Origin of the sequence: Marinobacter sp. UBA3607 (assembly GCF_002375525.1) — a bacterium.
In the GTDB taxonomy this organism is placed as follows: domain Bacteria; phylum Pseudomonadota; class Gammaproteobacteria; order Pseudomonadales; family Oleiphilaceae; genus Marinobacter; species Marinobacter vinifirmus.
The window spans coordinates 184,075-208,276 of record NZ_DFLY01000017.1 but is presented as its reverse complement, the minus strand read 5'-3'; the positions used below and the strand labels follow the sequence as shown (position 1 = coordinate 208,276).

Genomic DNA, 24,202 nt, shown 5'->3' with positions numbered 1-24,202 from the left:
GGTCAGAAAGGGAAGAAGGAGGTTTACTTGCCTTCTTTCTCTTTCATTGCCTTAGCCTTCTCGATTGCCTCTTCGATACCACCGCACATGTAGAAGGCCTGCTCCGGCATGTCGTCGTAGTCACCGTTCAGGATACCTTCGAAGCTGGCGATAGTTTCCTTCAGAGACACGTACTTACCGGGGGAACCGGTGAATACTTCAGCAACGTGGAAAGGCTGAGACAGGAAACGCTCAATCTTACGGGCACGGGAAACGATCAGCTTGTCGTCTTCTGACAGCTCGTCCATACCCAGGATCGCGATGATGTCTTTCAGTTCCTTGTAACGCTGCAGAACGTTCTGAACGCCACGGGCAACGTTGTAGTGCTGCTCACCGATCACCAGCGGATCCAGCTGACGGGAGGTGGAGTCGAGCGGGTCGATCGCCGGGTAAATACCCTTGGAAGCGATGTCACGGCTCAGTACCACGGTCGCGTCAAGGTGCGAGAAGGTGGTGGCCGGAGACGGGTCAGTCAAGTCATCCGCCGGTACGTATACCGCCTGGATAGAGGTGATAGAGCCGTTCTTGGTGGAGGTGATACGCTCCTGCAGCTCACCCATTTCCTGGGCCAGGGTCGGCTGGTAACCTACCGCTGAAGGCATACGGCCCAGCAGTGCGGATACTTCGGTACCGGCCAGGGTGTAACGGTAGATGTTGTCAACGAACAACAGTACGTCACGGCCTTCGTCACGGAACTTCTCGGCCATGGTGAGACCGGTCAGGGCCACACGCAGACGGTTTCCAGGGGGCTCGTTCATCTGGCCGTAAACCATGGCAACCTTATCGAGAACGTTAGACTCCTTCATTTCGTAGTAGAAGTCGTTACCCTCACGGGTACGCTCACCAACACCGGCGAATACGGAGAGACCGGAGTGCTCTTTCGCGATGTTGTTGATCAGTTCCATCATGTTTACGGTTTTGCCTACACCGGCACCACCGAACAGGCCAACCTTACCACCCTTGGCGAACGGGCAGATCAGGTCGATAACCTTGATACCGGTTTCCAGCAGGTCGGCAGACGCTGACTGGTCGGCGTAGCCCGGAGCTTTGCGGTGAATACCCCAACGCTCTTCTTCACCGATTTCGCCCTGCTCGTCGATGGGACGACCCAGAACGTCCATGATCCGGCCCAGAGTCTTGGTACCAACCGGTACAGAGATCGGCTTGCCGGTGTTTTCTGCTTTCAGGCCACGCTTCAGGCCCTCGGTGCTGCCCATGGCGATGGTACGAACAATGCCGTCGCCCAGCTGCTGCTGGACTTCCAGAGTTGTTTCGCCACCTTCAAGCAGCAGTGCGTCGTAAACGCTTGGCACGGAGTCACGTGGAAATTCCACGTCGATAACCGCGCCAATGATCTGAACGATGTGTCCGCTACTCATGCTCGGTTCCTCGTTATCTAGTAGTCAATAAAACCAGTAGGTTTGTGAGCGCTATCAAACAGATGCGGCGCCGCTCACAATCTCCGAAATCTCTTGTGTGATCGCTGCCTGACGGGCCTTGTTATAGGCCAGCTGAAGCTCGTCAATGATGCTGCCAGCGTTGTCGGTGGCGCTCTTCATAGCGATCATCCGGGCGGCCTGTTCACAGGCCAGATTCTCTACCACACCCTGATACACCTGGGATTCGATATAACGTGGCATCAACCCGTCAAGAATCGGACGTGAGTCCGGCTCGTAGATATAATCCCACTGGCGACCGATGTCTTCATCGGAACCTTCCGGCAGAGGCAACAACTGCTCTGACTTCGGGCTCTGGGTCATGGTGTTGACGAACTCGTTACTGATCAGGAACAGACGGTCGATCTTGCCTGCCTCGAACGAATCCAGCATCACCTTGACACTGCCAATCAGCTTTTCCGCACTCGGGCTGTCGCCCATGTGGGTCAGGGCTGCAACCACGTTTCCGCCATAGCTGCGGAAAAAGGATGCGCCTTTCTGGCCAATGGCACAGATATCAGTCTCAATACCTTTCTCTTTCCATTCACGCATTTCGCGCACGAGCAGCTTGAACGCATTGGTGTTCAGGCCACCACACAGGCCGCGGTCAGAGGAAACTACAATATAGCCTACCCGCTTGACCTCACGCTCCTGCATGAACGGATGACGGTAATCCTTGTTGGACTTAGCAATGTGTCCGATTACCTGACGCATCTTTTCGGCATACGGGCGAGTTGCCTGCATCCGATCCTGAGCCTTGCGCATCTTACTCGCCGCCACCATTTCCATGGCGGAAGTGATCTTCTGCGTGCTCTTGATGCTTCCGATCTGGTTACGTATTTCTTTTCCGACGGCCATAAGTCACTGCCTTTTCAAGTTAGACACTCAAAGGGACCAGCAAGCCCGCACAATGGCGGGCCCGGTGGATTTACCAGCTCTGAGTGGTCTTGAATTTCTCCAGAGCAGCTTTCAGGCCGGCAGCAATGTCGTCATTGAAGTTACCTTCAGGGCCGATCTTGTCCAGAAGCTCTTTCTGCTCGGAACGCATCCAGTCCAGCAGCTGTGCTTCGAACTTCACAACCTTGTTTACTTCAACATCGTCCAGGAAGCCTTCGTTGGCTGCGAACAGTGAAGTGCCCATTTCCGCAACGGTCATCGGGCTGTACTGGTTCTGCTTCATCAGCTCGGTTACGCGCTGACCGTGCTCCAGCTGCTTACGGGTTGCTTCGTCAAGGTCGGAAGCGAACTGGGCGAATGCCGCCAGTTCCCGGTACTGGGCAAGGGCCAGACGGATGTTACCGCCGAGCTTCTTCATGATCTTGGTCTGGGCTGCACCACCTACCCGGGATACGGAGATACCGGCGTTCATGGCCGGACGGATACCGGAGTTGAACAGGTTGGTTTCCAGGAAGATCTGACCATCGGTAATGGAGATTACGTTGGTCGGTACGAATGCAGAAACGTCACCAGCCTGGGTTTCGATGATCGGCAGCGCGGTCAGGGAACCGGTCTTGCCTTTCACTTCACCGTTGGTGAACTGCTCAACGTAGTCAGCGTTTACGCGGGAAGCGCGCTCCAGCAGACGGGAGTGCAGATAGAAAACATCACCCGGGTATGCTTCACGTCCTGGCGGACGACGCAGCAGCAGGGAGATCTGACGGTAGGCAACGGCCTGCTTGGACAGGTCATCGTATACGATCAGTGCGTCTTCACCGCGGTCGCGGAAGAACTCACCCATGGAGGTACCGGAGTACGGAGCCAGGAACTGCATGGCTGCAGGATCCGCGGCACCGGCAGCAACCACGATGGTGTGGTCCATGGCGCCGTGCTCTTCCAGCTTGCGCACTACGGCGGCAATGGAAGACTGCTTCTGGCCAACGGCAACGTAGATACACTTGATGCCGGTGTGCTTCTGGTTGATGATCGCGTCGATCGCAACCGCAGTCTTACCGATCTGACGGTCACCGATGATCAGCTCACGCTGGCCACGACCGATGGGAACCATGGTGTCGATGGCTTTCAGACCAGTCTGAACCGGCTCATCAACGGACTGACGAGCGATAACGCCCGGTGCAACCTTCTCGACCGGGGACGTCAGGCTGTTGCCCAGCTCGCCCTTGCCGTCGATCGGGTTACCCAGACCGTCTACAACACGGCCCAGCAGTTCGTTACCAACCGGTACTTCCAGGATACGACCGGTACAACGTACCTTCTGGCCTTCCGCCAGACCTTCGTAGTCACCCAGAACAACCGCACCAACAGAATCACGCTCCAGGTTCAGCGCCATGCCGTATGTGCCGTTGGCAAATTCAATCATCTCGCCGTACATAACGTCGGCCAGACCGTGGATCAGTACGATACCGTCAGAAACAGACAGGATCGTACCTTCGTTCTTAGCTTCGGAAGAGATATCGAGGTTCTCGATTCTCTTCTTGATGATGTCACTGATCTCGGATGGATTCAGTTGCTGCATGCCTTTGTCCTCAAACCTTGTGCTGAAATCAGGAGCCCAGAGCCTTGGCCATTCTGGCCAGCTTGCCACGAACTGAAGCGTCGATAACCAGGTCGCCTGTACGTACTACCACGCCGCCGATCAGATTCTGATCAACTGCGGTTTCAAGCTCAACCTTGCGCTCCAGCTTTTTGGACAATGCGTCGATCAGTTTCTGCTGTTCGTCTGCAGACAATTCGAATGCGGTATCGATTGTCAGGTGCACAGACTTCTCGAGGTCTGCACGGTACAAACGGAACAAAGCAGAAATCTCCGGCAACAGGGCCAGACGCTTGTTTTCAGCAAGAATCAACAGGAAGTTTCTGAGTGCTTCAGGCAGCGGCTCTTCAAAACAGTCAGCGAAGAGTTCCGCCTTGCGTTGCTCAGACAGGCCGGGGTTGGCCAGGATGTTCTTTACCTCTTGGTCAGCCGCAACCATAGCTGCGAAAGCCAGGGCCTGATCCCACTGATCAACGGCATTCTGGTCCTGCGCGGCTTTAAAAACGGCTTTCGCGTAGGGTCGGGCTAACGTTGTAAGTTCTGCCATGATGACCCTCTTTTAGAGTTCTGCGGCCAGCTTGTCCAGCATCTCGCTGTGAGCTTTGGCGTCTACAGAGGTTTCCAGAATCTTCTCGGCACCGGCAATGGCCAGAGTGGCCACTTCTGCACGCAGTGCGTCGCGAGCCTGAACACGCTCCTGTTGAATTTCCGCCCTTGCCTGCTCAATAAGCTTGTCGCCTTCTTTGCGAGCGTCGTCCTTGGAGGCTTCGACGATCTGGGCGGCACGCTTGTTGGCCTGGTCAATAAGGGCTGCAGCTTCTTCTTTCGCCTTCTGCAGTTCTTTAGCGGCTTTTTCCTGCGCAAGTTCCAGATCGAGGGAAGCCCGATCTGCGGCAGAGAGGCCGTCTGCAATTTTCTTCTGGCGCGCTTCCATGGCAGCCGTAATCGGCGGCCATACATACTTGACGCAGAACCAGACGAAAATAGCGAAGGCAATCGATTGCCCTATCAACGTAAGGTTTATATTCACGGCAATATACCTCTTGCTATTCGTTGCGTCCTGGTGTCCGGAATGCGGTGGCAGTGCCGGGCACTGCCACCCTCAATTCTCGGCTGATTAACCAGCAACAACGAAGATCAGGTACATCGCGATACCAACACCGATCATGGGAACCGCGTCAAGCAGACCAGCCATGATGAATGCCTTGGTTTGCAGCTGGTTAGCCATTTCCGGCTGACGCGCAGTGGACTCGAGCAGTTTGCCGCCCAGCAGACCAAAACCGATACCAGCGCCCAGGGCACCCAGACCGATGATCAACGCAGCTGCGATAAATACCATTTCCATTGAAGACTCCTCAGTTTTTCAGATAGTTAAGGGTTTGTGTATTTAAGGGTTTATCAGTGATCTTCGTGTGCTGCGCTGAGGTAAACCACAGTAAGCACAGTAAAAATAAAGGCCTGAAGCGGGATCACCAGGATGTGGAAGATCGCCCAGGGAACGTTCAGTGTCCACTGGACCCACAGCGGCAACAACGCAATCAGGATAAAGACAACTTCGCCGGCGTACATGTTACCGAACAGACGCAGTGCCAGGCTGATCGGCTTGATGATCAGCGCCAGGATTTCCAGCAACAGGTTGAACGGAACCATGATCCAGTGATTGAACGGGTTAAAGGCCAGTTCTTTGGTAAAGCCACCTACGCCTTTCACCTTGAAACTGTAGAACAGGATCAGCAGGAACACACCGATGGAGATACCGAACGTACCATTGGGATCGGTGGTCGGCACAATCTTGAAGTACTCAAGACCCATCGCATGGGCGATAGACGGAATATAGTCGATCGGGATCAGCTTCAGGATGTTCATCAGCAGGATCCAGACAAAAATCGTCAGTGCCAGCGGGGCAATCAACGGGTTCTTGCCGTGGAAAACATCGCGCACGATACCCTGAACGAATTCAAAGGTCATTTCGACCAGGTTCTGCAGTCCGCTCGGTGCGCCGTCGGTGACCCGGCTGGCCACAAAGCGGAACAGACCCAGGAACAGGATACCCATGGCGATAGACCAGCCGAGGGTATCGACGTGGAGCGCCATGAAGCCCATGTCTGCGGCTTCCTGGCCGGTGCGTGCGAAGGTCCAGGTGGCCTCCTGCACAACACTGCCGTCTGCGCGCTCATAGCCTTCCGGAAGCTTGCCATAGGTAAGGTTGGTGAGGTGGTGTTTTATATACTCTACTGGGGTATCAGCTGCCATACTGCTCTCGTCCAGTCATCGCTGTGGTCGCGGCCGGATGAGCCAGCGCAATGCCGTACCCAACACAACCATCACAGCAAAAGTGAATAACAGAGCCGGTACGTGTACTGGCTCCATTAAAGTGAAAACGGCCGCAAAAAACACTGCGGTAAGGGCGAGTTTGATGCTCTCTGCCCTGAAAATGTTGCTGACTGCCAGGTGCATCTGCCTTGCGCCCTGGTACCGGTACGTCCGGTGAGCAAAGTAAGCGTTTGGTATGACAAAAATAAGACCGCCGATAAACGCGGAATAACCGGCCAAACGACTTTCCAGCAACCACAAAAGGCTCAGAACGGTGAGAGCGGCCATCTCTATGGTCAGCCACTGTTTCAGCGGCACGTACGTGATGGCTTTCATTGAACGGCTCATATCACCAGCTGTCATTCCAAGCGCGCGGAATTATATGTGTTAACCGGTAGCTGTTCAACATAACCCGACGGAAAAAATGGCGAAAATTTAACCAGATTTCAAGATGAAAAGGCCTGCTTTTACACAGGTTGTGTTATCAGGCTTCGGCTGCACCCAGATGTGGTGTTTCTGGCCTGAATGGATACTTTAGGATGATTTTCAGGAATTTCCGGGCGCTCAGCGGATATGGCCCAGAATACCGTCCAGCTCATCCAGCGAACTGTATTCGATCACCACTTTACCCTTGCCCCGCTTGCCGTGGGCAATGGACACCCGGGCACCGAGCCGGTCGGAAAGGTCATCCTGCAGGGCCCGGATGTTCGGGTCCAGCGCCTTACTGCCGGCATCTTCCGTTGCGGGCTTTTCCTGCTGGATGCGGCGCACCAGGGCTTCGGTCTGGCGCACGGAAAGCGACTTGGCCACCACCTGGCGGGCCACCTGCATCTGCTGTTCAGGGGGTAAGGTCAGCATCGCGCGGCCATGGCCCATTTCCAGGTCACCATGCTCGAGCATGGTGCGCACATCTTCGGTCAGGCCGATCAGCCGCAACAGGTTGGTAATGGTGGTGCGGGATTTACCCACAGCCTCTGCCACCTGGGCCTGGGTCAGGCCAAACTCTTCCTGCAGGCGCTGGAGGGCAAAGGCTTCTTCGATCGGGTTCAGGTTTTCGCGCTGGATGTTCTCGATCAGCGCCATGGCGATGGCGGCTTCATCCGGCACATCACGAATGATGGCGGGAATGCTGTCGAGCTCGGCAATCTGGGTCGCGCGCCAGCGGCGTTCACCGGCAATCAGTTCATAGCGGCCTTCGGAAACCGGGCGCACCACCACCGGTTGCATCACACCCTGCTGGCGAATGGAATCTGCCAGTTCCTGCAGGGCGGCGGGGTCCATATCCCGGCGCGGCTGGTAACGACCACGCTGGATGAGGTCTACGGGAATCTCCCGCAGTTCGCCGTCGTGTTCGGCCACTTGCTGGTTCAGGTTAACCTTCGAACCCTGTAACAGCGCTCCCAAACCCCGTTCGCCCAAGCCTCGTTTCTTCGCCGCCATGGTGTTTGTCATTCTTCCTGTTGAAAAAGTTGGTGCATGGTTGCCCGACGGCAAACTATGTTACACCGCAACGGCGGCGGATGTCTTTTTTGAACCGTGCCGGCGCACCATCTCGCCCGCCAGGGCCAGGTAGGCCACCGCACCCTTCGAGGTCTTGTCGTAGGCAAGTGCCGGCATACCGTAGCTGGGGGCTTCGGCCAGGCGCACGTTGCGGGGAATCACCGCCCGGTACACCTTCTCGCCGAAGTATTCACTGAGCTGGCCGGAAACATCCAGGGTCAGGCTGTTGCGGGGGTCGTACATGGTACGCAGGATGCCTTCGATCTCCAGGTTCGGATTGACCGTTTCCTTGATCTGTTCGACCGTGTTCATGAGTGCCGCCAGGCCTTCCAGCGCGTAGTATTCACACTGCATCGGAATCAGTACGGAGTCCGCCGCCGACAGGGAGTTTACGGTCAGCAGGTTCAGCGACGGCGGGCAGTCGATCAGGATGTAGTCGTAATTTTCCCGGACGCTGTTCAGCGCCAGCCGCAGCCGGTGCTCCCGGCCGATTTCGTTCATCAGTTCCACTTCGGCGGCCGTCAGGTCGCCATTGGCCGGCAGCAGGTCAAAGCCCGAGGCGTCGGTTTTCACGATGACTTCTGCCGGGCTGGCACGCTTGGTCAGCACATCGTAACCCGACAGTTCCAGGGCGTTTTTATCCACACCGCTACCCATGGTGGCGTTGCCCTGGGGGTCCATGTCTACCAAAAGCACCCGGCGCCTGGTAGCAGCCAGTGAGGCAGCAAGGTTCACGCAGGTGGTGGTTTTGCCCACACCGCCTTTCTGATTGGTCACTGCAATCACGCGCGCCATGCCTTGCCTCCTGCTGTTTCGGGTTACCGGGATTGGTCGGCCCGGGTGACGATCAGCAAATGCCGTTCGCCGTCTGCTCCGGGTACCTTCAGGGAATGGCTGGATTCTACCTGCCAGCCTTCCGGAAGGGCAGCCACTTCATCATCCGGATACAGACCTTTCATGGCAAGGAACTGGCCGTCATTCGCCAGCAAGCTGCCACACCAGCTAACCAGGTTCTCCAGCGCGGTAAAGGCGCGGCTGCTGATCTGGCTGAAAGGTTGTTCCGGCTGGCAATCTTCGGCCCGGCCGTGGATGACGTCAACGTTGGCCAGGCCCAGTTCCAGCACACACTGGTTGAGGAACCGGGTTTTCTTGCCATTGCTGTCGAGCAGGGTAAAGCACTTGTCCGGAAATACGATGGCCAGGGGAATGCCGGGCAGGCCGCCGCCGGCGCCTACGTCCAGCAGGTGGTCGGTGGTTACCCAGGGCATGATGCTGAGGCTGTCGAGCAACTGGCGCGACACCATGACCTGTTCATCCCTGACCGCGGTCAGGTTGTAGGCCTTGTTCCACTTGTTCAGCAGGGCCAGGAACGCCAGCAACTGAGCCTGCTGGCTGTCACTGAGGGCAACACCCATTTGCGCCAGGCCATCCTGCAGCTGGCTTTGCCATAGCTGTGGATAACTCATCTCAGGCGCTCTGCTTTTTCAACAGGTCACGCTTTTTCAGGTGTACCAGGATCTGGCTGACTGCCGCCGGGGTCACTCCCTGGATGCGGGAGGCCTGGGCCACGGTTTCCGGGCGCACATCCTTGAGCTTCTGTTTGATCTCGTTGGACAGGCCACCGATCACGTCGTAATCCAGATCCAGCGGCAGCGCGGTGTTCTCGTTCTTGCGCAGGCGCTCGATCTCGTCCGCCTGACGGGAGATGTAGCCTTCGTATTTGATCTCGATTTCCACCTGATCGGCTACATTGGGGTCTTCAGCCCGCTCGGCACTGATCTCGGCGATGTGGTCGTAGACAATTTCCGGCCGGCGCAGCAGCTCAGCCAGGGACTGGTCCCGGGTCATCGGCTGTTTCAGGTAGCCGTTGGCACGCTCGCCCGCTTCGGTGTTCGGGTGGATGCGGGTGCTTTCCAGGCGGCTGCGCTCTTTGGTTATGCCTTCGCACTTGTCGCTGAATTTCTGCCAGCGCTCGTCATCCACCAGGCCCAGCTTGCGGCCGGTTTCGGTCAGGCGCAGGTCGGCGTTGTCTTCCCGCAGGATCAGCCGGTATTCGGCGCGGCTGGTGAACATGCGGTACGGCTCCTGGGTGCCCATAGTGATCAGGTCGTCCACCAGCACGCCCAGATAGGCTTCGTCCCGGCGCGGGTACCACTCGTCTTTGTCCTGAGCCCGCAGCGAAGCGTTGATACCCGCCAGCAAGCCCTGGGCGCCGGCTTCTTCATAACCGGTGGTGCCGTTGATCTGGCCGGCAAAATACAGGCCCTGGATAAACTTGGTTTCCAGGGTATGGCGCAGGTCCTGCGGGTTCAGGTAGTCATACTCGATGGCGTAGCCCGGGCGCAGGATGTGGGCATTCTCGAAACCGGGAATGGAACGCACGGCCTTGAGCTGGATATCAAACGGCAGGCTGGTGGAAATGCCGTTCGGGTACAACTCGTTGGTGGTCAGGCCTTCCGGCTCCACAAAAATCTGGTGCGAGTCTTTATCGGCAAAGCGGTTGACCTTGTCCTCGATGGACGGGCAATAGCGCGGGCCCACGCCTTCGATGTTACCGGCGAACATGGGCGAGCGGTCAAAACCGCTGCGGATGATGTCGTGGGTTTCTTCGGTGGTGCGGGTCACGTAGCAGCAGATCTGCTCCGGATGCTCGTCACGGCTGCCGATAAACGACATCACCGGGGTCGGGTCGTCACCCCACTGCTGCTGCATCGCGGAGAAATCCACGGTGCGGGCGTCGATACGCGGCGGTGTACCGGTTTTCAGGCGGCCGACGTTGAACGGCAGTTCCCGCAGGCGCCTGGCCAGGGCATTGGCCGGCGCATCACCGGCACGGCCACCCGCGTGGTTCTGCATACCGATGTGGATAACTCCGCCGAGGAAGGTTCCGGTGGTCAGCACAACGGTCTTGGCGTTGAAGCGGATGCCGGTCTGGGTGACCACGCCTACTACCTGGTCGTTTTCCACAACCAGGTCGTCCGCGGCCTGCTGGAACAGGGTCAGGTTGGGCTGGTTTTCCAGCATGTGGCGAATGGCTGCCTTGTACAGAATCCGGTCAGCCTGGGCGCGGGTGGCGCGTACGGCCGGGCCCTTGCGGCTGTTGAGTACCCGGAACTGGATACCGGCCTGGTCTGTCGCCCGGGCCATGGCACCGCCGAGGGCGTCGATTTCCTTCACCAGGTGGCTCTTGCCGATGCCACCGATGGCCGGGTTGCAGGACATCTGCCCCAGGGTCTCAATGTTGTGGGTCAGCAGCAGGGTTTGCGAGCCCATGCGCGCAGCCGCCAACGCAGCTTCAGTGCCGGCATGGCCACCACCAATGACAATGACATCGAAACGGGTCGGAAACTCCACACTACACCTCGGAAATCGGGGAAAAAAACAGGGCGGCGAGTATAACGCCTCGCCCGGGAAATTACAGTCAGAATGTGCAAATTTTAACCAGAACTTCGGGTATCCGAAAGCCGCCAGGTGGGGGAACCGGGTACAACCCGGGTTCGGCGACCGGTTTTAATCTAGGTAAAAACCGAAACTATCGGTTTTTCAGAAGCTTGTAGCCGGCAGTTCAGAAAAGTTTTCAAGAAAGTTATCCACATTTACAAAGGCTTTTCAGACCCGGCTTTACGACTATAACTTAGTGTTATTATTGCATTTATAAAAAACGATCCAACGGTTATCCGTAGCTTTTCCCATTAATTATCCACAGATTGGGCGGCACGGCGCCGGAGCCCCAGCACACTTACCCACACCAGCGCATTCACCAGGGATAAAATCAGGAAAAAGGTCGGGATTCCCAGGTCAAAGACCCCGAGCACCAGGATACCGGCAATGGCACTGGCCACCATGAACAGGGAATTGATCACATTCAGGGCAGCAATAATGCGGGCCCGCTTGTGATCCGGGGTTTCATACTGGATAAACGCATACAGCGGCACAATGAACAGGCCACCGCAGATGCCAATACCCACCAGGTCCAGCAACACCCGGATATACACAGGTTCCGTCATCAGGCTGAGCCAGGTGGACGGTTCCGGGTTGGCCGGTACCGCAAAGAACAGGTCAATGCCCAGCAAGGTCAGGCCCAGGGCGCCCCAGGGTACCGGCGCCAGGGTTATTCGATGCTTGGTCAGCCGTTCGCACAGCATGGAGCCTGCGGAGATACCCATAATGAACATGGCCAGCAGCAAGGTGACCACGGTTTCGTCACCCGCCAGCCAGGTTTTGGCAAAGTTGGGAAACTGGGTAAGGTACGCCGCGCCAAGGAACCAGAACCAGGAAATGGCGAGGATCGCCCCCAACACTTTGGGGCGTTCCCGGGCCACGGCCATCAGCCGCCAGGTTTCCAGCAAGGGCCGGAAACGCACCATCACTTCCGGTGCTTCATCCCGGGTATCCGGTACCTTGCGCGCCGCCAGGTAGCCCAGCACCGCCATCACCAGCACGGCCACAGCAGTAATACGTGCTGCCTGCTCGGCACCGGCGATAACACCGGCGGCAATGGTGCCCAGAAGAATGGCCACGAAGGTCCCCATGCTGACCAGGCCGTTGCCACCCACCAGTTCGTCGTTTGCCAGCACCCGGGGCAGGATGGAGTATTTCACCGGCCCGAAGAACGTGGACTGCGCGCCCATCAGGAACAACAACACCAGCAGCAGTTCGTACCAGCCAAACCACAAAGCCAGCGCCGCCAGGGACATGATGCCGATTTCCGCCGCCTTGACCCGGCGGATAATCCAGGCCTTTTCATAGCGGTCGGCCATCTGGCCGGCAATGCCGGAGAACAGGAAAAACGGCAGGATAAACAGGAAGGCGGCAATATTGACCACCACATTGATCGACAAGCCCATCAGGCCACCCGCCTGATAGGTGATCAGCAACAGCAGGGCATTCTTGTACAGGTTGTCGTTAAAGGCACCGGAAAACTGGGTCAGGTAGAACGGCAGAAACCGCCGCTGGCCCAGCAACCGGAACTGGCTGTGCACAGGCATCAGAACTCATCGGCCTTCTTTGCCGGGCTGCTTGCCAGGCCGGAGCCCCCGGACGGGCCGGCCGCCAGCCGGTCCAGCTCTTTTTCCACCGCGTTGGCAGACTTGGCGAACCGGGCCAGCAGGTTATACAGCACCGGGATAATAAACAGGGTCAGGGTGGTGGCGAAGATCAGCCCGCCCAGAATCACCATACCGATCGCCGCGCGGCTTTCGGCACCGGCCCCGGTGGCAATCACCAGGGGTACTGCACCAAACACAGTGGAGATGGTGGTCATCAGTACCGGGCGGAAGCGAAGCGTGGCGCCTTCCAGAATGGCATCCCGCACACTGTAACCTTTGTCCCGCAGCTGGTTGGCGAATTCCACGATCAGGATACCGTTCTTGGCCATCAACCCCAGCAACATGATGATCCCGATCTGGCTGTAGATGTTCAGGCTGATGCCGGACCAGGCCAGGGCAATCAGCGCACCAGTAACCGCCAGGGGCACCGACAGCATGATGATCATCGGGTGAATCCAGCTTTCAAACTGGGCCGCCAGCACCAGGAACACAATCACAAAGGCCAGGGCAAAGGTGATAAAGATGGCCGCCGAGGAATCCTCGAATTCCCGAGACAAGCCCTTGTAACTCAGCCGGGCTTCCGGCGGCAAGTTATCCACAGCCAGGTTATTCAGGTAATTCAGGGCCGTACCCAGATCGTAGCCATCGGCCAGGGAAGCGCTGATCACTACCGCCGGCAGGCGGTCGATCCGGCGCAGATCCGGGTTAGCGCCGATTTCCTCCACCGACACCAGGGCTTTCAGTGGGATCAGCTCCCCCCCTGCCCTCGGCCGCAGGAAAATCTGCTCCAGGTCATCCGGGGTGGCGCGATTGGCATCCTCGGCCTGGATAATCACATCGTACTCCTGGCCCCGGTCCAGGTAGGTGGTCACCTGTCGGGACGCCAGCATGGTCTGCAGGGTGAGCCCGACATCCTGCACGGTGATATCCAGGTCGGCCGCCCTGTCGCGGTCGATGTTCACCCGGAGTTCCGGGCGGGTAAGCTCGAAATCGGTATCCACATTCAGCAGGTTCGGGTTTTCCCTGGCCCGCTCCATGATCTCTTCACTCCAGGCCTGGACCGATTCGTAGTCCGGGCCGGCAATCACAAATTCCACCGGCTGGCTGAAGCCCCGCTGGCCAAGGCCCGGCGGGTTGATGACGTTGATGCGGGCACCGGATATATCCGACAGCTTGTCACGGATATCCGTAGTCACCTGCTGTTGCTTGATATTCCGCTGCTCCCAGGGCACCAACCCCATGATCATGAAGGCGCTGTCTTCTTCATCCCGGAAACCGACAATGGAAAGTAACCGCTCGGCGGTGCCCTCCTCCAGGTAGGTCAGCAACCGCTGCTCGGCCTGCTGCACGAAGTGGTCGGTATATTCGACGGTGGAGCCCCGGGGTGCACTGGTGGGCATGATGATTACGCCACGGTCTTCAATGGGCGCGAGTTCCTGCGGCAAGCGGGGATAAATCACCGCCGCCACGATCAGCCCGGCAATCCCCAGGCCCAGCAACAGGCCTGGCTGGTTCAGGGAAAACTCCAGCAGGCGCTTGTAGCCATTGGTCAGGCCATTGAGCACCTTCTCGCTGAAGGCCCAGAGCCGGTGGCCTTCCGCCGATTCCGGACTGTGGCGCAGCCACTTGGAACACAGCATCGGGGCCAGGGTGAGCGCCACCAGGCTGGAGAAGATCACCGCCGCCGCCAGGGTAAACCCGAACTCGGCAAACAACCGGCCCACGTTACCGCCCATAAACGAGATGGGCACAAACACCGCCACCAGCGTCAGGGTGGTGGCAATGACCGCAAAGGCAACCTGCTTGGCACCACGATAGGCCGCCAGCAACGGTGGCTCGCCTTCATCAATCCGGCGCTGGATGTTCTCCAGCATCACGATGGCGTCATCCACCACCAGGCCGATAGCCAGGATCACCGCCAGCAGGGTCAGCACGTTGATGGAAAAGCCCAGAAAGCCCAGGCCGATAAAGGCACCGATGACCGCCACCGGAATGGTGACCGCCGGAATAAACGTGGCGCGCCAGGACCGCAGGAACAGGAAAATCACCAGGATGACCAGCGATACCGAGATCGCCAGGGTCACCAGAACCTCCTTGATGGAGGCACGGATAAAGATGGATTCGTCGTAGCTTTCGCTGATCGACACTTCCGGTGGCAGGGTTTCACGGATCTTGTCCAGCTCGGCCCGCACGCCGTCAGACACCGCAACGGTATTGGCCTTGGACTGGCGGATAACCCCCATGCCAATGGCCGTGCGGCCGGCAGCCCGCAGGCGGCCGATATCCGATTCCACACCCATCTGCACGTTGGCTACTTCACCCAGTCGCAGCAGGTCGTTGCCATCCCGGCGTACGACCAGGTTACGGAATTCTTCCACTGTGGATAACCGGCCCTCGGCCCGCACGGTAAAGTTGCGGGTAGAGGAATCCACCGAGCCGGCGGGTAATTCCACGTTGTTGGCCCGCAGGGCCTGCTCGACTTCCGACACGGTGATATTGCGGGCCGCCAGCCGTTCCCGGTCAAGCCAGACCCGGATGGCATAGCGGCGTTCGCCACCGATGCGCACATCAGCCACGCCGTCCAGCACCGACAACCGGTCGCTCAGCACTCTGTCGGCAAAATCACTCAGTTCGGCGGCATCCCAGACTTCGCTGGTCAGAGTTATCCACATCATCGGCCGGGCATCGGAATCGGCCTTGCTAACCACCGGCGGATCGGCTTCGTCCGGCATCTGGTTCAACACCCGGGAGACCGCATCACGCACATCGTTGGCGGCGATATCGATATCGCGGGACGTGTTGAACTCGATGGTGGTGCGGGATTCACCCTGCTCGGTGGAGGACTCAATAGAACGAATGCCTTCAATGCCGCTGATGGCACCTTCGATCACCTGGGTAATCTGGGTATCCACCACTTCGGCGGCGGCACCGGTGTAGTCGGTAGCTACGGAGACCACCGGCGGATCAATGTCCGGATATTCCCGAACCGGCAGGCCCATCAGGGCGGCCAGCCCGAACACAACAATCAGCAGGCTCAGAACCGTGGCGAAGACCGGGCGCTTGATGGAGACGTCTGACAGCACCATGGCTCAGGACCCCTGCACAGAGTCGAACCGGTTCTCCGGAATGGCACGATCTGACTCGATCACCCGAACCCGGTTGCCGGAACTCAGCCGGTCCTGGCCGGTAATAATCACCGCATCCTCCATGGTCAGGCCATCGGTGACTTCCACCCATCCGGGCAGGCGGCTGCCGGTTTTTACCGAAACCCGGCGGGCCTGGCCATCTTCAGCCACGAATACGTATTTCTGGTCGCCCCGCAGCATCACCGCCTGCTCCGGTACCACCAGGCCTTCCCGTTCCTGCAGGGTCAAAGAGGCGGACATAAACTGGCCCGGCCGCAAGCGGCCATCGAGGTTATTAATCAGGGCCCGCACCGCCAGGGTGCGGCTCAGCTCGCTGATGCGGGTAGCCAGCTCTACCAGCTCGCCTTCAAAGATTTCATCGGGGAATGCCGGAGAGGTGGCCCGCACCGGCTGGCCCAGCTGAACCTGGCCAACAAACCGCTCGGGCACTGCAAAGTTCAGTTCCAGCTGATCCATGGAATCCAGGGTGGTAATCACAGTGCCGGCTTGCAGGTAGGCGCCCACACTGATGTCCGACAGCCCGACCACACCGGAGAACGGCGCTTCAATCCGGTGATTCTGAAGCCGGACCCGGGCTGCTTCGCGCTGGGCAATGGCAACATCCACCGCAGTTCTCAGCTCGTCCACCTGGGACTGGGATACGCTGTTATTGGCCCGCAGGCTGCGGGCCCGGTCATATTGCCGGCGGGCGTCTGCCAGCTGGGCTTCAATTACGGCCAGATCGGCGGTCGCCTGGCGATCATCCAGCCGCACCAGTACATCGCCTTGCTGCACCTTGCGCCCGGTTTGCAGGTTGAGTTCCACTACCCGACCGCTGACTTCGGTGGTCAGGGCCACCGCATCCATGGCATTCAGGTTGGCAACGGCCGATACCTCATCCCGCACCCTGCGCATTTCCGGTGCCGAGATATTTACCGTGGATGCCGTGGGTTCGTCTTCGGCTTCCGCATCAGCCGGGTCTTCCAGGCTCAGATACACGCCGGCACCTGCCACCACAACTCCAACCAACACAAGCGCCACCAGCCATTGCTTCCACATGGGTATCAGTTACCTGTCCGTATTCTGTTATCAGGATTGCGGAGCCGGCCCCGCGCCTTTTTTCTGGATCACCAGTACCACTTCCCCGACGTCCACACCCCACTTGCTCATGGTGGTCTGGTTGATCAGGGTATCGGGGGTAACCAGATACATCCAGTCGTCCATTCTGACATCAATCGTGCCATCGCCGTATGACACCCGCAGAACATAGTTCATGTGGATGGCATTGCCCTGCCAGCGCATGGTGCCCGGTTCAACGACATCGCCAGCCTCGGCGTGGTAGCCCTGCTCCGATGGCGTCAGGGTCCAGACCCGGGTCTGCTCTTCGCCATCATCGAAACGGAACACTTCATCCAGGATGCCCACCCCGTTGTCGTCCCAGCTGGCCACGATATCCGCATCGAAGGTGCGGATGACCTCGCCGGAGAAGTCCTTGACCACACCCCGGGCAGAAAGTTCGCCGGTAAAGAACTGGCTTGGCACCAGGTCTGGCCCGGTGCTCTGGTAATCATCCAGTGCGGGCCCGGCACAGCCTGCCAGCACCAGAGACATCAACAATATAAGACTCAACGGCCCCAGACCACTGGCCTTGGGTCGCATCCGGGAATTTTGCATGACTTTTACACTCCGGGTTAACGCCAGAACAGCCTGACAGTGCAGAGATCTACGGCCTGCTTGCCGTTTCCGATCAGAAAATCGCCACTGCGTCATTTCAGCCAATTGTCCATTCTGACAGCCATTCAGGCGCTTTCCGTCAATGGCAGCCCCACGGGAATGCCGTAAAACTGCACTCATCCGGGCTTTCGGGCCCGCACGAATCGGACTGAGATTAAACGAGGACCGGCTATGCCTGTGTATAAAGCGCCCCTGCGGGACATGAAATTCCTGCTGAATGATGTATTCGACTACCCGACCCATTACCAGGGCCTGGCCTCCGGCGAAAACGCCACTCCGGACATTGTAGATGCAATCCTTACCGAGTGTGGCCGCTTCTGTGAAGAAGTGCTGAGCCCCCTGTACCAGAGCGGCGACGAAGAAGGCTGCAAGCTGGAAAACGGCGAAGTAATCACCCCCAAGGGCTACAAAGAAGCCTACCAGCAGTATGTGATGGGTGGCTGGCAGGGCTTGTCTGCCCCCGAAGAGTTTGGCGGCCAGGGCCTGCCGGCTTCCATGGGCCTGTTCAAGCAGGAAATGATGGGCACGGCCAACTGGTCGTTCTCCATGTACCCGGGGTTGTCGCTGGGTGCCATGAACACCATTTTCCTGCACGGTACGGACGAGCAGAAACAAACCTACCTGGTGCCTCTCACCGAAGGCCGCTGGGGCGGCACTATGTGCCTGACCGAGCCCCAGTGCGGCACCGACCTGGGCCAGGTGAAAACCAGGGCTGAACCCCAGGCCGATGGCAGCTACAAACTGACCGGCACCAAGATCTTTATCTCCTCCGGCGAGCATGACCTGACCGAGAACATTGTGCACATTGTCCTGGCCCGCCTGCCGGATGCCCCGAAAGGCACCAAGGGCATCAGCCTGTTCATTGTGCCCAAGTTCATGCCGGCCGCCGATGGCGGTGTGGGCGAGCGCAACGGCGTAAGCTGCGGCAGCCTGGAAAAGAAAATGGGCATCAAGGCGTCCGCTACTTGCGTCATGAACTTTGACGACGCCACCGGTTACCTGATCGGCCCGGAAAACCAGGGCCTGGAGTGCATGTTCACCTTTATGAACACCGCCCGGATTGGTACCGCCATTCAGGGTGTGGGGCCGGCCGAGCTGTCTTACCAGTGGGCGCTGGACTATGCCAAAGAACGCCGCTCCATGCGCGCGCTGTCTGGCAAGAAAGAGCCGGACCAGGTGGCCGACAGCCTGATTCACCACGCCGATGTTCGGCGCATGCTGCTGACCCAGAAAGCCATCGCCGAAGGTGGCCGGGCCATGCTCTATTACGCGGCCCGGGTAGCCGACCACATGGTGGAAGCCCATACCGCAGGTGATACTGAAAAAGCCGAGAAGTACGACGACAAACTGGGCTTCCTGACCCCGATCCTGAAAGGTTTTCTGACCGAACTGGGTTGTGAAGCGGCCAACCTGGGGATGCAGGTGTTCGGCGGCCACGGTTACATCCGCGAACACGGTATGGAACAGATCGCCCGCGATACCCGTATTGCCACCCTGTACGAAGGCACCACCGGTATCCAGGCCCTGGACCTGCTGGGCCGTAAGGTGTTGCTGATGACCCAGGGCGGCGCGGTGCGCGAGTTCACCTTCAAGGTGGCCAACTTTGCCCGCAAGCACCTGACCGACAAGCGCCTGCGCCCGATGGCGGTGGAGCTGCTGAAACTCACGGCCCAGTGGAACGTGCTGACGGTACGGGTGATGCTGGCGGCCCGCAAAGACCGGGATGTGGTCAGTGCAGCAGCCTACGACTTCCTGATGTACAGCGGCTACGTGAGTATGGCCTACATGTGGCTGCGCCAGTCCGCCGTGGCTGTGGATAAACTGGATAATGGCGGTGAAGAGTCTGAATCCTTCTACCAGACCAAGCTCAACACCGCCGAGTTCTACTACGAGCGGTTGCTGCCCCGGGCCCAGACCCATGCCACCAGCATGCTCAGCCCGACCCGCAGCCTGATGCAGATTGAAGCCGAGAACATGGCCTTTACCGGGTAACCCCGGTAACTTCCGGTCCCGGGTTTTCCCGGGACTTTTTTCTTCCGGATCCGGGGCCTTGGAATCCCGGTTCCACAAAAAGGGGAAGCACCTGGCTTCCCCTTTTTACGTTGTCGGATTTTATTAACAGAAGCTGTGGATAACTCAGAAATCCACAGTGGCGGAAAGCCACAGGCGGCGGCCCTCTTCCACCGTACCGCCGCTGGCCATGCCGCGGAACACGTAGATGTAATCAGATGCCCAGTCGGTTACCTGGTCACCGTCCGCGTTGATATAGCTGTAATTGCTGCCCTCGAGGAAGTCCTTGTCAAACAGGTTGTAGATGGTCGCCGTCAGTCGAACCTTGTCGCTGGCCTGGTAAGAGCCACCCAGATGGAACAGCGCATAATCGCTCAGCTCTCCGACCTGTTGGTCAATGGCCAGCTCTTCCGTACTCAGGTTTTCCCGGGTCTTCAGGTAGCGGGTACGCTCGCCCCGGTATTCACCTGACAGCCACAACCCCAGTTTGGCTGTTGCCTGCCAGTTAAGCCGGGCGTGCAGCACATGTTCGGGTGTGTTGGTCAGCTTTTCACCCTTGTTGTCACCGCTTTTCTGCTCAGAATCGGTATACGTGTAGTTGCCGCGAAGGCTCCAGTCCGGGGCAAACTGCCAGCTGGAGGCCAGCTCGATACCCCGGGTTTCCGCCTTGCCGATGTTATCCAGCTGATCGTAGGTGCCATCGGGAATCCGGGGATCACCGCTGATGGTCACCTCTGAGCCATCATCAATCTTGTCCTCAAAGCGTGTGAAGAACACGGTGGCATTGGCCTTGAAGCCGTCAAGGTTGTCAAAGTAGGCGCCGGCTTCGTAGTTAGTGCTCTTCTCCGGCTCCAGGTCCGGAGTGCCGATGGTGATATCTTCACCCTGTCCTGTGACACCGTTGATGCCATCGTGGAGATCGTTGATGTCCGGCGTACGATACCCCTGACTGACCCCGCCCTTGAAGGTCCACGACGGTGTGCTGTTCCACACCAGGTAGGCTCGTGGCGTAAAGTGGCCGGAGAAGGCATCGTGATCTTCGTAGCGACCGCCCAGCGTCAGCGCCAGGTTGTCTCTCAGATACCACTCGTCTTCAGCAAAAACCGCCCAGGAATTCTGCTCAAAGGTCGTGTCGGCAATGCCGTCGGTTAGTTCGGTGTCCCGGTACTGGGCCCCGAAGGTTGCGATATGGTTATCGGTTAGCGGAGCGACCAGCTTGGTGTCAAAGACGGTGTCTTTGGATTCCAGTTCCCGCTCGGCCCCTCCCACCAGGTTCTGGTAGGGGGCGTCGTAGGCAGTACCGATAGTCCCCGGCAGGGTACGACCTTCAGTCTCCGTCACGTTGTAGGTCAGGTCATTGCTCCAGGTGCCAAAGCCAAGCTGGCTTGAGTGACCCAACGCCACCTGGTCCCGGTTGAAACGCAGTTCATCGGAATAGCCATTCGCCACGCCAGGGTCGTCTCCACAACTGCGGTCCCGGCCATCCAGCGTACCAAGCTGACAGGACTCGTTGTTGTAAACCTGACGGCCCTGCTCCGCATCCAGATAGAACTCGTGGCCGGCGGCCGGCACCAGGGTCAGGCGGGCACCCAGGGTATGATTGCGGCCATCCACCGGTGCAACACCGCGCTTGGGTGCCTCGCTACCGTCTTCAAAGTCCAGGTCGGCCGCTTCCCGGTCGAGCACGCTGCCCCGTAAGGCCAGCCCCAATACGCTCTCGATCAACGGACCGCTGGTGTAGAAACTGGTCTTGCCGGTATCACCATAGTCCCGGTTTTCCTGGAAGGTATGCTCCAGGGTGACCGAGCCTGTCCACTCATCCGAGACTTTCTTGGTGATGATGTTGACCACACCGCCGATGGCATCGGAACCATAGAGAGTAGACATGGGGCCACGAATGACTTCGATACGCTCAATGGCGGAAAGGGGCGGAATGAAACTGGTGGAGGTGTCGCCGAATCCGTTCGGGGTAACGTCACCCGGTGGGTTCTGGCGACGGCCATCAATAAGGATCAGGGTGTATTCACTGGGCAGGCCCCGAATGCTGACGTTCAGGCCGCCGGTTTTGCCGGTGCTCTGGCGTACATCCACGCCCTCTACCGTTTCGAGTGCTTCCCCCAGGTTGGAAAACTGACTCTGCTGCAGGCTTTGCTGATTGATCACACTGATGCTCGCCGGCGCATCGGTAACCTTCTGCTCAAAACCGGCGGCGGAGACCACCAGCTCGTCCATTTGCACCGGCTGCGCAGTGGCTTGCAGTGAATAACCGGCAGAGATTACCGCAACCGAGGTCGCCAGCAATGAAGACCTGAACACCATGTGTCGCTCCCAAAATTAAGCAATGAATTTCAGGAGCGAATGATATTTGTTATCAATTGAGAATTACAGCAAGTTAACTGGAACAATGTGTGCCGAAAACTGGAACAGTCAAGCCGTCGCCACCTTTTCGCCGAGGTTATTGATCCCGAAAGCGGCGGATAAAGGCTTCGGATTCGGCGATAGAGGCTTCCATGTTGCGGATCAGACTGTCGACATCGCTGCGGATTTTACCCAGCTCCGTTTCCAGCGCACCGATGGCCTGGGCATTCAGGTTGTGCTTGAGGTACAACACCTGGTCTTCAAACGCCTGAAGCACCGGATCCATGCGGGATTCCGCCTGGTGCATCCGGTTAATCAGCTGCCCGTACTGATTGCGGGTTTCCTGAAGTTGCTGCTCGCTGCTGCGGCGCAGGGATGCGCTTTCGTACAGGTCCAGCTCGTCTTCCCACTCCGCAAACAGGGCACCCGCCACATCCTCGACGCTGTCGATCCGGTCCCGGACGTTCTCGGCAGCATCTTCGCTGTCTTCATAGGCATCGCGGATTTCTTCGTACTTCGCCTTCAATTCAGTGTCGGGAATGGCCACCACACTCTGGAACCGTTCCAGCGACGAGCGGAAGGTTTCCTGGGCGTCGGTCTGGGCATCCCGGGCGTTCTCGACCCGGTCGACCAGGATATCCCGCTTCTCGAACCCGAGCTTTTCCATGGTGTTGTAGTACACGGTGCTGCAGCCGGTCAGCACCAGCGCCGCGAACAGAGTGAATATGCCAATGGTGTTCAGGGAGTTGTTTTTCATGGTTGTTCCTATTTTCCGATGCAGAAGCTGCTGAAAATCTTACCCAAAAGCTCATCCGGCGTCAGATGCCCGGTGATTTCCCCCAGGGCATCCTGGGCCGCACGCAGGTCTTCCGCCAGTAATTCACCGGCGCCGTAACCTTCGAGTTGAGTCTGGCCCTGGAGCAAGGAATCCCGTGCCCGTTCGAGCGCATCCAGGTGCCGGCGCCGGGCCAGGAAGCCGCCTTCGGTGGTACTGGCAAAGCCAATGCACTGTTTCAGGTGATCCCGAAGTACTTCAAGGCCTTCCGCGACCTTGGCGGCAAGCCGGATAACCGGGGCGGTTTGATGCGGCTCTGCAGTGATACCTACCGCTTCACCGGACAAATCCACCTTGTTACGGATAACGGTGACCGGTGCGCTGGCGGGCAGCTGGTCGATAAAGTCCGGCCAGATTTCATGGGGTTCGGTTTTGTCGGTGGTGGTGGCATCCACCATAAGCAGGATTCGGTCGGCCTGGCGGATTTCTTCCCAGGCCCGGGCAATGCCGATGCGTTCCACTTCATCCGGGCTGTCCCGCAGGCCGGCCGTGTCGATGATGTGCAGCGGCATACCATCGATGTGGATATGTTCCCGTAACACATCCCGGGTAGTGCCTTCGATAGCGGTCACAATCGCCGCTTCCCTGCCCGCCAGGGCATTGAGCAGGCTGGATTTTCCGGCATTGGGCCGGCCAGCGATCACCACTTTCATGCCGTCCCGCAAAATAGTGCCTTGCTGGGCTTCGCCCAGGATCTGCTCTACCTGTTCCAGCAGGTTCTGCAGGTCGGTTGCCACCTTGCCATCCGCCAGGAAGTCGATCTCCTCTTCCGGAAAATCGATGGCCGCTTCCACGTAAATGCGCAGATGGGTGATAGCCTCCACCAGGTTATCCACACGCTTGGAGAATACCCCCTGCATGGAACGGACGGCGCATCGGGCGGCCTGTTCCGAGCTGCTTTCGATCAGATCGGCAATGGCTTCGGCCTGGGCCAGGTCCAGCTTGTCATTCAGGAAGGCTCTTTCGGAGAATTCACCGGGGCGGGCCAGCCGGGCACCCAGGCTGCAGACTTCCCGCAACAGGATATCCAGGATCACGGTACCGCCGTGGCCCTGTAGTTCGAATACATCCTCGCCGGTAAAGGAGTTCGGATTGGGGAAGTACAGGCCGATGCCTTCATCGATCAGTTCACCCTGTTGGTCCCGGAACGGACCATAATGGGCATATCGGGGTCTGGGCTCAAAGCCCAGCATGGCGCGGGCTATAGTCATGGCTTTCGGGCCGGACACCCGAACAATACCTACACCGGCCTGGCCCGGAGCAGTGGCTATGGCGGCAATGGTGTCTGTAGCTGGCTGCATCTTCATTTTCCC

20 protein-coding genes are annotated in these 24,202 nt (G+C 58.5%); 1 reads left to right on the top strand and 19 read right to left on the bottom strand.

What is annotated here, in order from left to right:
- Positions 1 to 23 precede the first annotated feature (23 nt).
- The 16 genes from atpD to B2589_RS07065 all read right to left on the bottom strand — a co-directional run bounded on the left by atpD (position 24) and on the right by B2589_RS07065 (position 17,611).
- The gene (gene atpD / locus B2589_RS07140) at positions 24 to 1,418 is read right to left on the bottom strand and encodes a F0F1 ATP synthase subunit beta (RefSeq protein ID WP_286816070.1); all 1,395 of its coding nucleotides are present in this window, start codon (positions 1,416 to 1,418) and stop codon (positions 24 to 26) included.
- Between the two features lie 54 nt (positions 1,419 to 1,472).
- The gene (gene atpG, locus B2589_RS07135; RefSeq protein ID WP_058342160.1) at positions 1,473 to 2,333 is read right to left on the bottom strand and encodes a F0F1 ATP synthase subunit gamma; all 861 of its coding nucleotides are present in this window, start codon (positions 2,331 to 2,333) and stop codon (positions 1,473 to 1,475) included.
- Between the two features lie 70 nt (positions 2,334 to 2,403).
- Positions 2,404 to 3,948, bottom strand: a complete 1,545-nt coding sequence (gene atpA / locus B2589_RS07130) for a F0F1 ATP synthase subunit alpha (protein WP_058342161.1) — start codon at positions 3,946 to 3,948, stop codon at positions 2,404 to 2,406.
- Between the two features lie 28 nt (positions 3,949 to 3,976).
- On the bottom strand, positions 3,977 to 4,513 hold the full coding sequence (locus tag B2589_RS07125) for a F0F1 ATP synthase subunit delta (protein WP_058342162.1): 537 nt from the start codon (positions 4,511 to 4,513) through the stop codon (positions 3,977 to 3,979).
- 12 nt (positions 4,514 to 4,525) lie between these two features.
- Positions 4,526 to 4,996, bottom strand: a complete 471-nt coding sequence (locus B2589_RS07120; RefSeq protein WP_058342163.1) for a F0F1 ATP synthase subunit B — start codon at positions 4,994 to 4,996, stop codon at positions 4,526 to 4,528.
- A gap of 87 nt (positions 4,997 to 5,083) precedes the next feature.
- The gene (gene atpE / locus B2589_RS07115; RefSeq protein ID WP_014423137.1) at positions 5,084 to 5,311 is read right to left on the bottom strand and encodes a F0F1 ATP synthase subunit C; all 228 of its coding nucleotides are present in this window, start codon (positions 5,309 to 5,311) and stop codon (positions 5,084 to 5,086) included.
- 53 nt (positions 5,312 to 5,364) lie between these two features.
- Entirely contained in the window at positions 5,365 to 6,219 is an 855-nt protein-coding gene (gene atpB / locus B2589_RS07110; RefSeq protein WP_058342164.1) for a F0F1 ATP synthase subunit A, read from the bottom strand.
- 15 nt (positions 6,220 to 6,234) lie between these two features.
- On the bottom strand, positions 6,235 to 6,615 hold the full coding sequence (locus tag B2589_RS07105; RefSeq protein ID WP_232901992.1) for an ATP synthase subunit I: 381 nt from the start codon (positions 6,613 to 6,615) through the stop codon (positions 6,235 to 6,237).
- 228 nt (positions 6,616 to 6,843) lie between these two features.
- The gene (locus B2589_RS07100; RefSeq protein WP_286816079.1) at positions 6,844 to 7,719 is read right to left on the bottom strand and encodes a ParB/RepB/Spo0J family partition protein; all 876 of its coding nucleotides are present in this window, start codon (positions 7,717 to 7,719) and stop codon (positions 6,844 to 6,846) included.
- Between the two features lie 60 nt (positions 7,720 to 7,779).
- Positions 7,780 to 8,574: a ParA family protein gene (locus B2589_RS07095; RefSeq protein ID WP_058342165.1), complete on the bottom strand. Its 795-nt coding sequence runs from the start codon at positions 8,572 to 8,574 to the stop codon at positions 7,780 to 7,782.
- Positions 8,575 to 8,597: 23 nt separating this feature from the next.
- Positions 8,598 to 9,245, bottom strand: a complete 648-nt coding sequence (gene rsmG, locus B2589_RS07090) for a 16S rRNA (guanine(527)-N(7))-methyltransferase RsmG (RefSeq protein WP_199457667.1) — start codon at positions 9,243 to 9,245, stop codon at positions 8,598 to 8,600.
- A gap of 1 nt (position 9,246) precedes the next feature.
- Complete coding sequence (gene mnmG, locus B2589_RS07085; protein ID WP_199457668.1) at positions 9,247 to 11,133, bottom strand: tRNA uridine-5-carboxymethylaminomethyl(34) synthesis enzyme MnmG; 1,887 nt, start codon at positions 11,131 to 11,133, stop codon at positions 9,247 to 9,249.
- A 338-nt stretch (positions 11,134 to 11,471) separates the two neighbouring features.
- Positions 11,472 to 12,767, bottom strand: coding sequence for an MFS transporter (locus tag B2589_RS07080; RefSeq protein WP_286816065.1), 1,296 nt, complete (start codon positions 12,765 to 12,767; stop codon positions 11,472 to 11,474).
- A complete protein-coding gene (locus B2589_RS07075) occupies positions 12,767 to 15,913 on the bottom strand; it encodes an efflux RND transporter permease subunit (protein WP_286816063.1) in 3,147 nt (1,048 codons plus the stop codon). The genes B2589_RS07080 and B2589_RS07075 overlap by 1 nt, the downstream gene beginning before the upstream one ends.
- 3 nt (positions 15,914 to 15,916) lie before the next feature.
- Positions 15,917 to 17,011, bottom strand: a complete 1,095-nt coding sequence (locus B2589_RS07070) for an efflux RND transporter periplasmic adaptor subunit (protein WP_286816062.1) — start codon at positions 17,009 to 17,011, stop codon at positions 15,917 to 15,919.
- Between the two features lie 30 nt (positions 17,012 to 17,041).
- The gene (locus tag B2589_RS07065) at positions 17,042 to 17,611 is read right to left on the bottom strand and encodes a DUF3833 domain-containing protein (RefSeq protein WP_414673937.1); all 570 of its coding nucleotides are present in this window, start codon (positions 17,609 to 17,611) and stop codon (positions 17,042 to 17,044) included.
- Positions 17,612 to 17,857: 246 nt separating this feature from the next.
- On the opposite strand from B2589_RS07065, the gene B2589_RS07060 reads away from it, so the two are divergent.
- A complete protein-coding gene (locus B2589_RS07060) occupies positions 17,858 to 19,678 on the top strand; it encodes an acyl-CoA dehydrogenase C-terminal domain-containing protein (protein ID WP_286816059.1) in 1,821 nt (606 codons plus the stop codon).
- 144 nt (positions 19,679 to 19,822) lie between these two features.
- On the opposite strand, the gene B2589_RS07055 is transcribed toward B2589_RS07060, so the two are convergent.
- The 3 genes from B2589_RS07055 to mnmE form a co-directional block, all read right to left on the bottom strand.
- A complete protein-coding gene (locus B2589_RS07055) occupies positions 19,823 to 22,015 on the bottom strand; it encodes a TonB-dependent receptor domain-containing protein (RefSeq protein WP_286816058.1) in 2,193 nt (730 codons plus the stop codon).
- A gap of 136 nt (positions 22,016 to 22,151) precedes the next feature.
- Positions 22,152 to 22,811 (bottom strand): DUF2959 domain-containing protein, encoded by a 660-nt coding sequence (locus B2589_RS07050; RefSeq protein WP_286816057.1) that lies wholly within the window; start codon positions 22,809 to 22,811, stop codon positions 22,152 to 22,154.
- Between the two features lie 8 nt (positions 22,812 to 22,819).
- Complete coding sequence (gene mnmE / locus B2589_RS07045) at positions 22,820 to 24,190, bottom strand: tRNA uridine-5-carboxymethylaminomethyl(34) synthesis GTPase MnmE (RefSeq protein WP_286816056.1); 1,371 nt, start codon at positions 24,188 to 24,190, stop codon at positions 22,820 to 22,822.
- Positions 24,191 to 24,202: the final 12 nt, after the last annotated feature.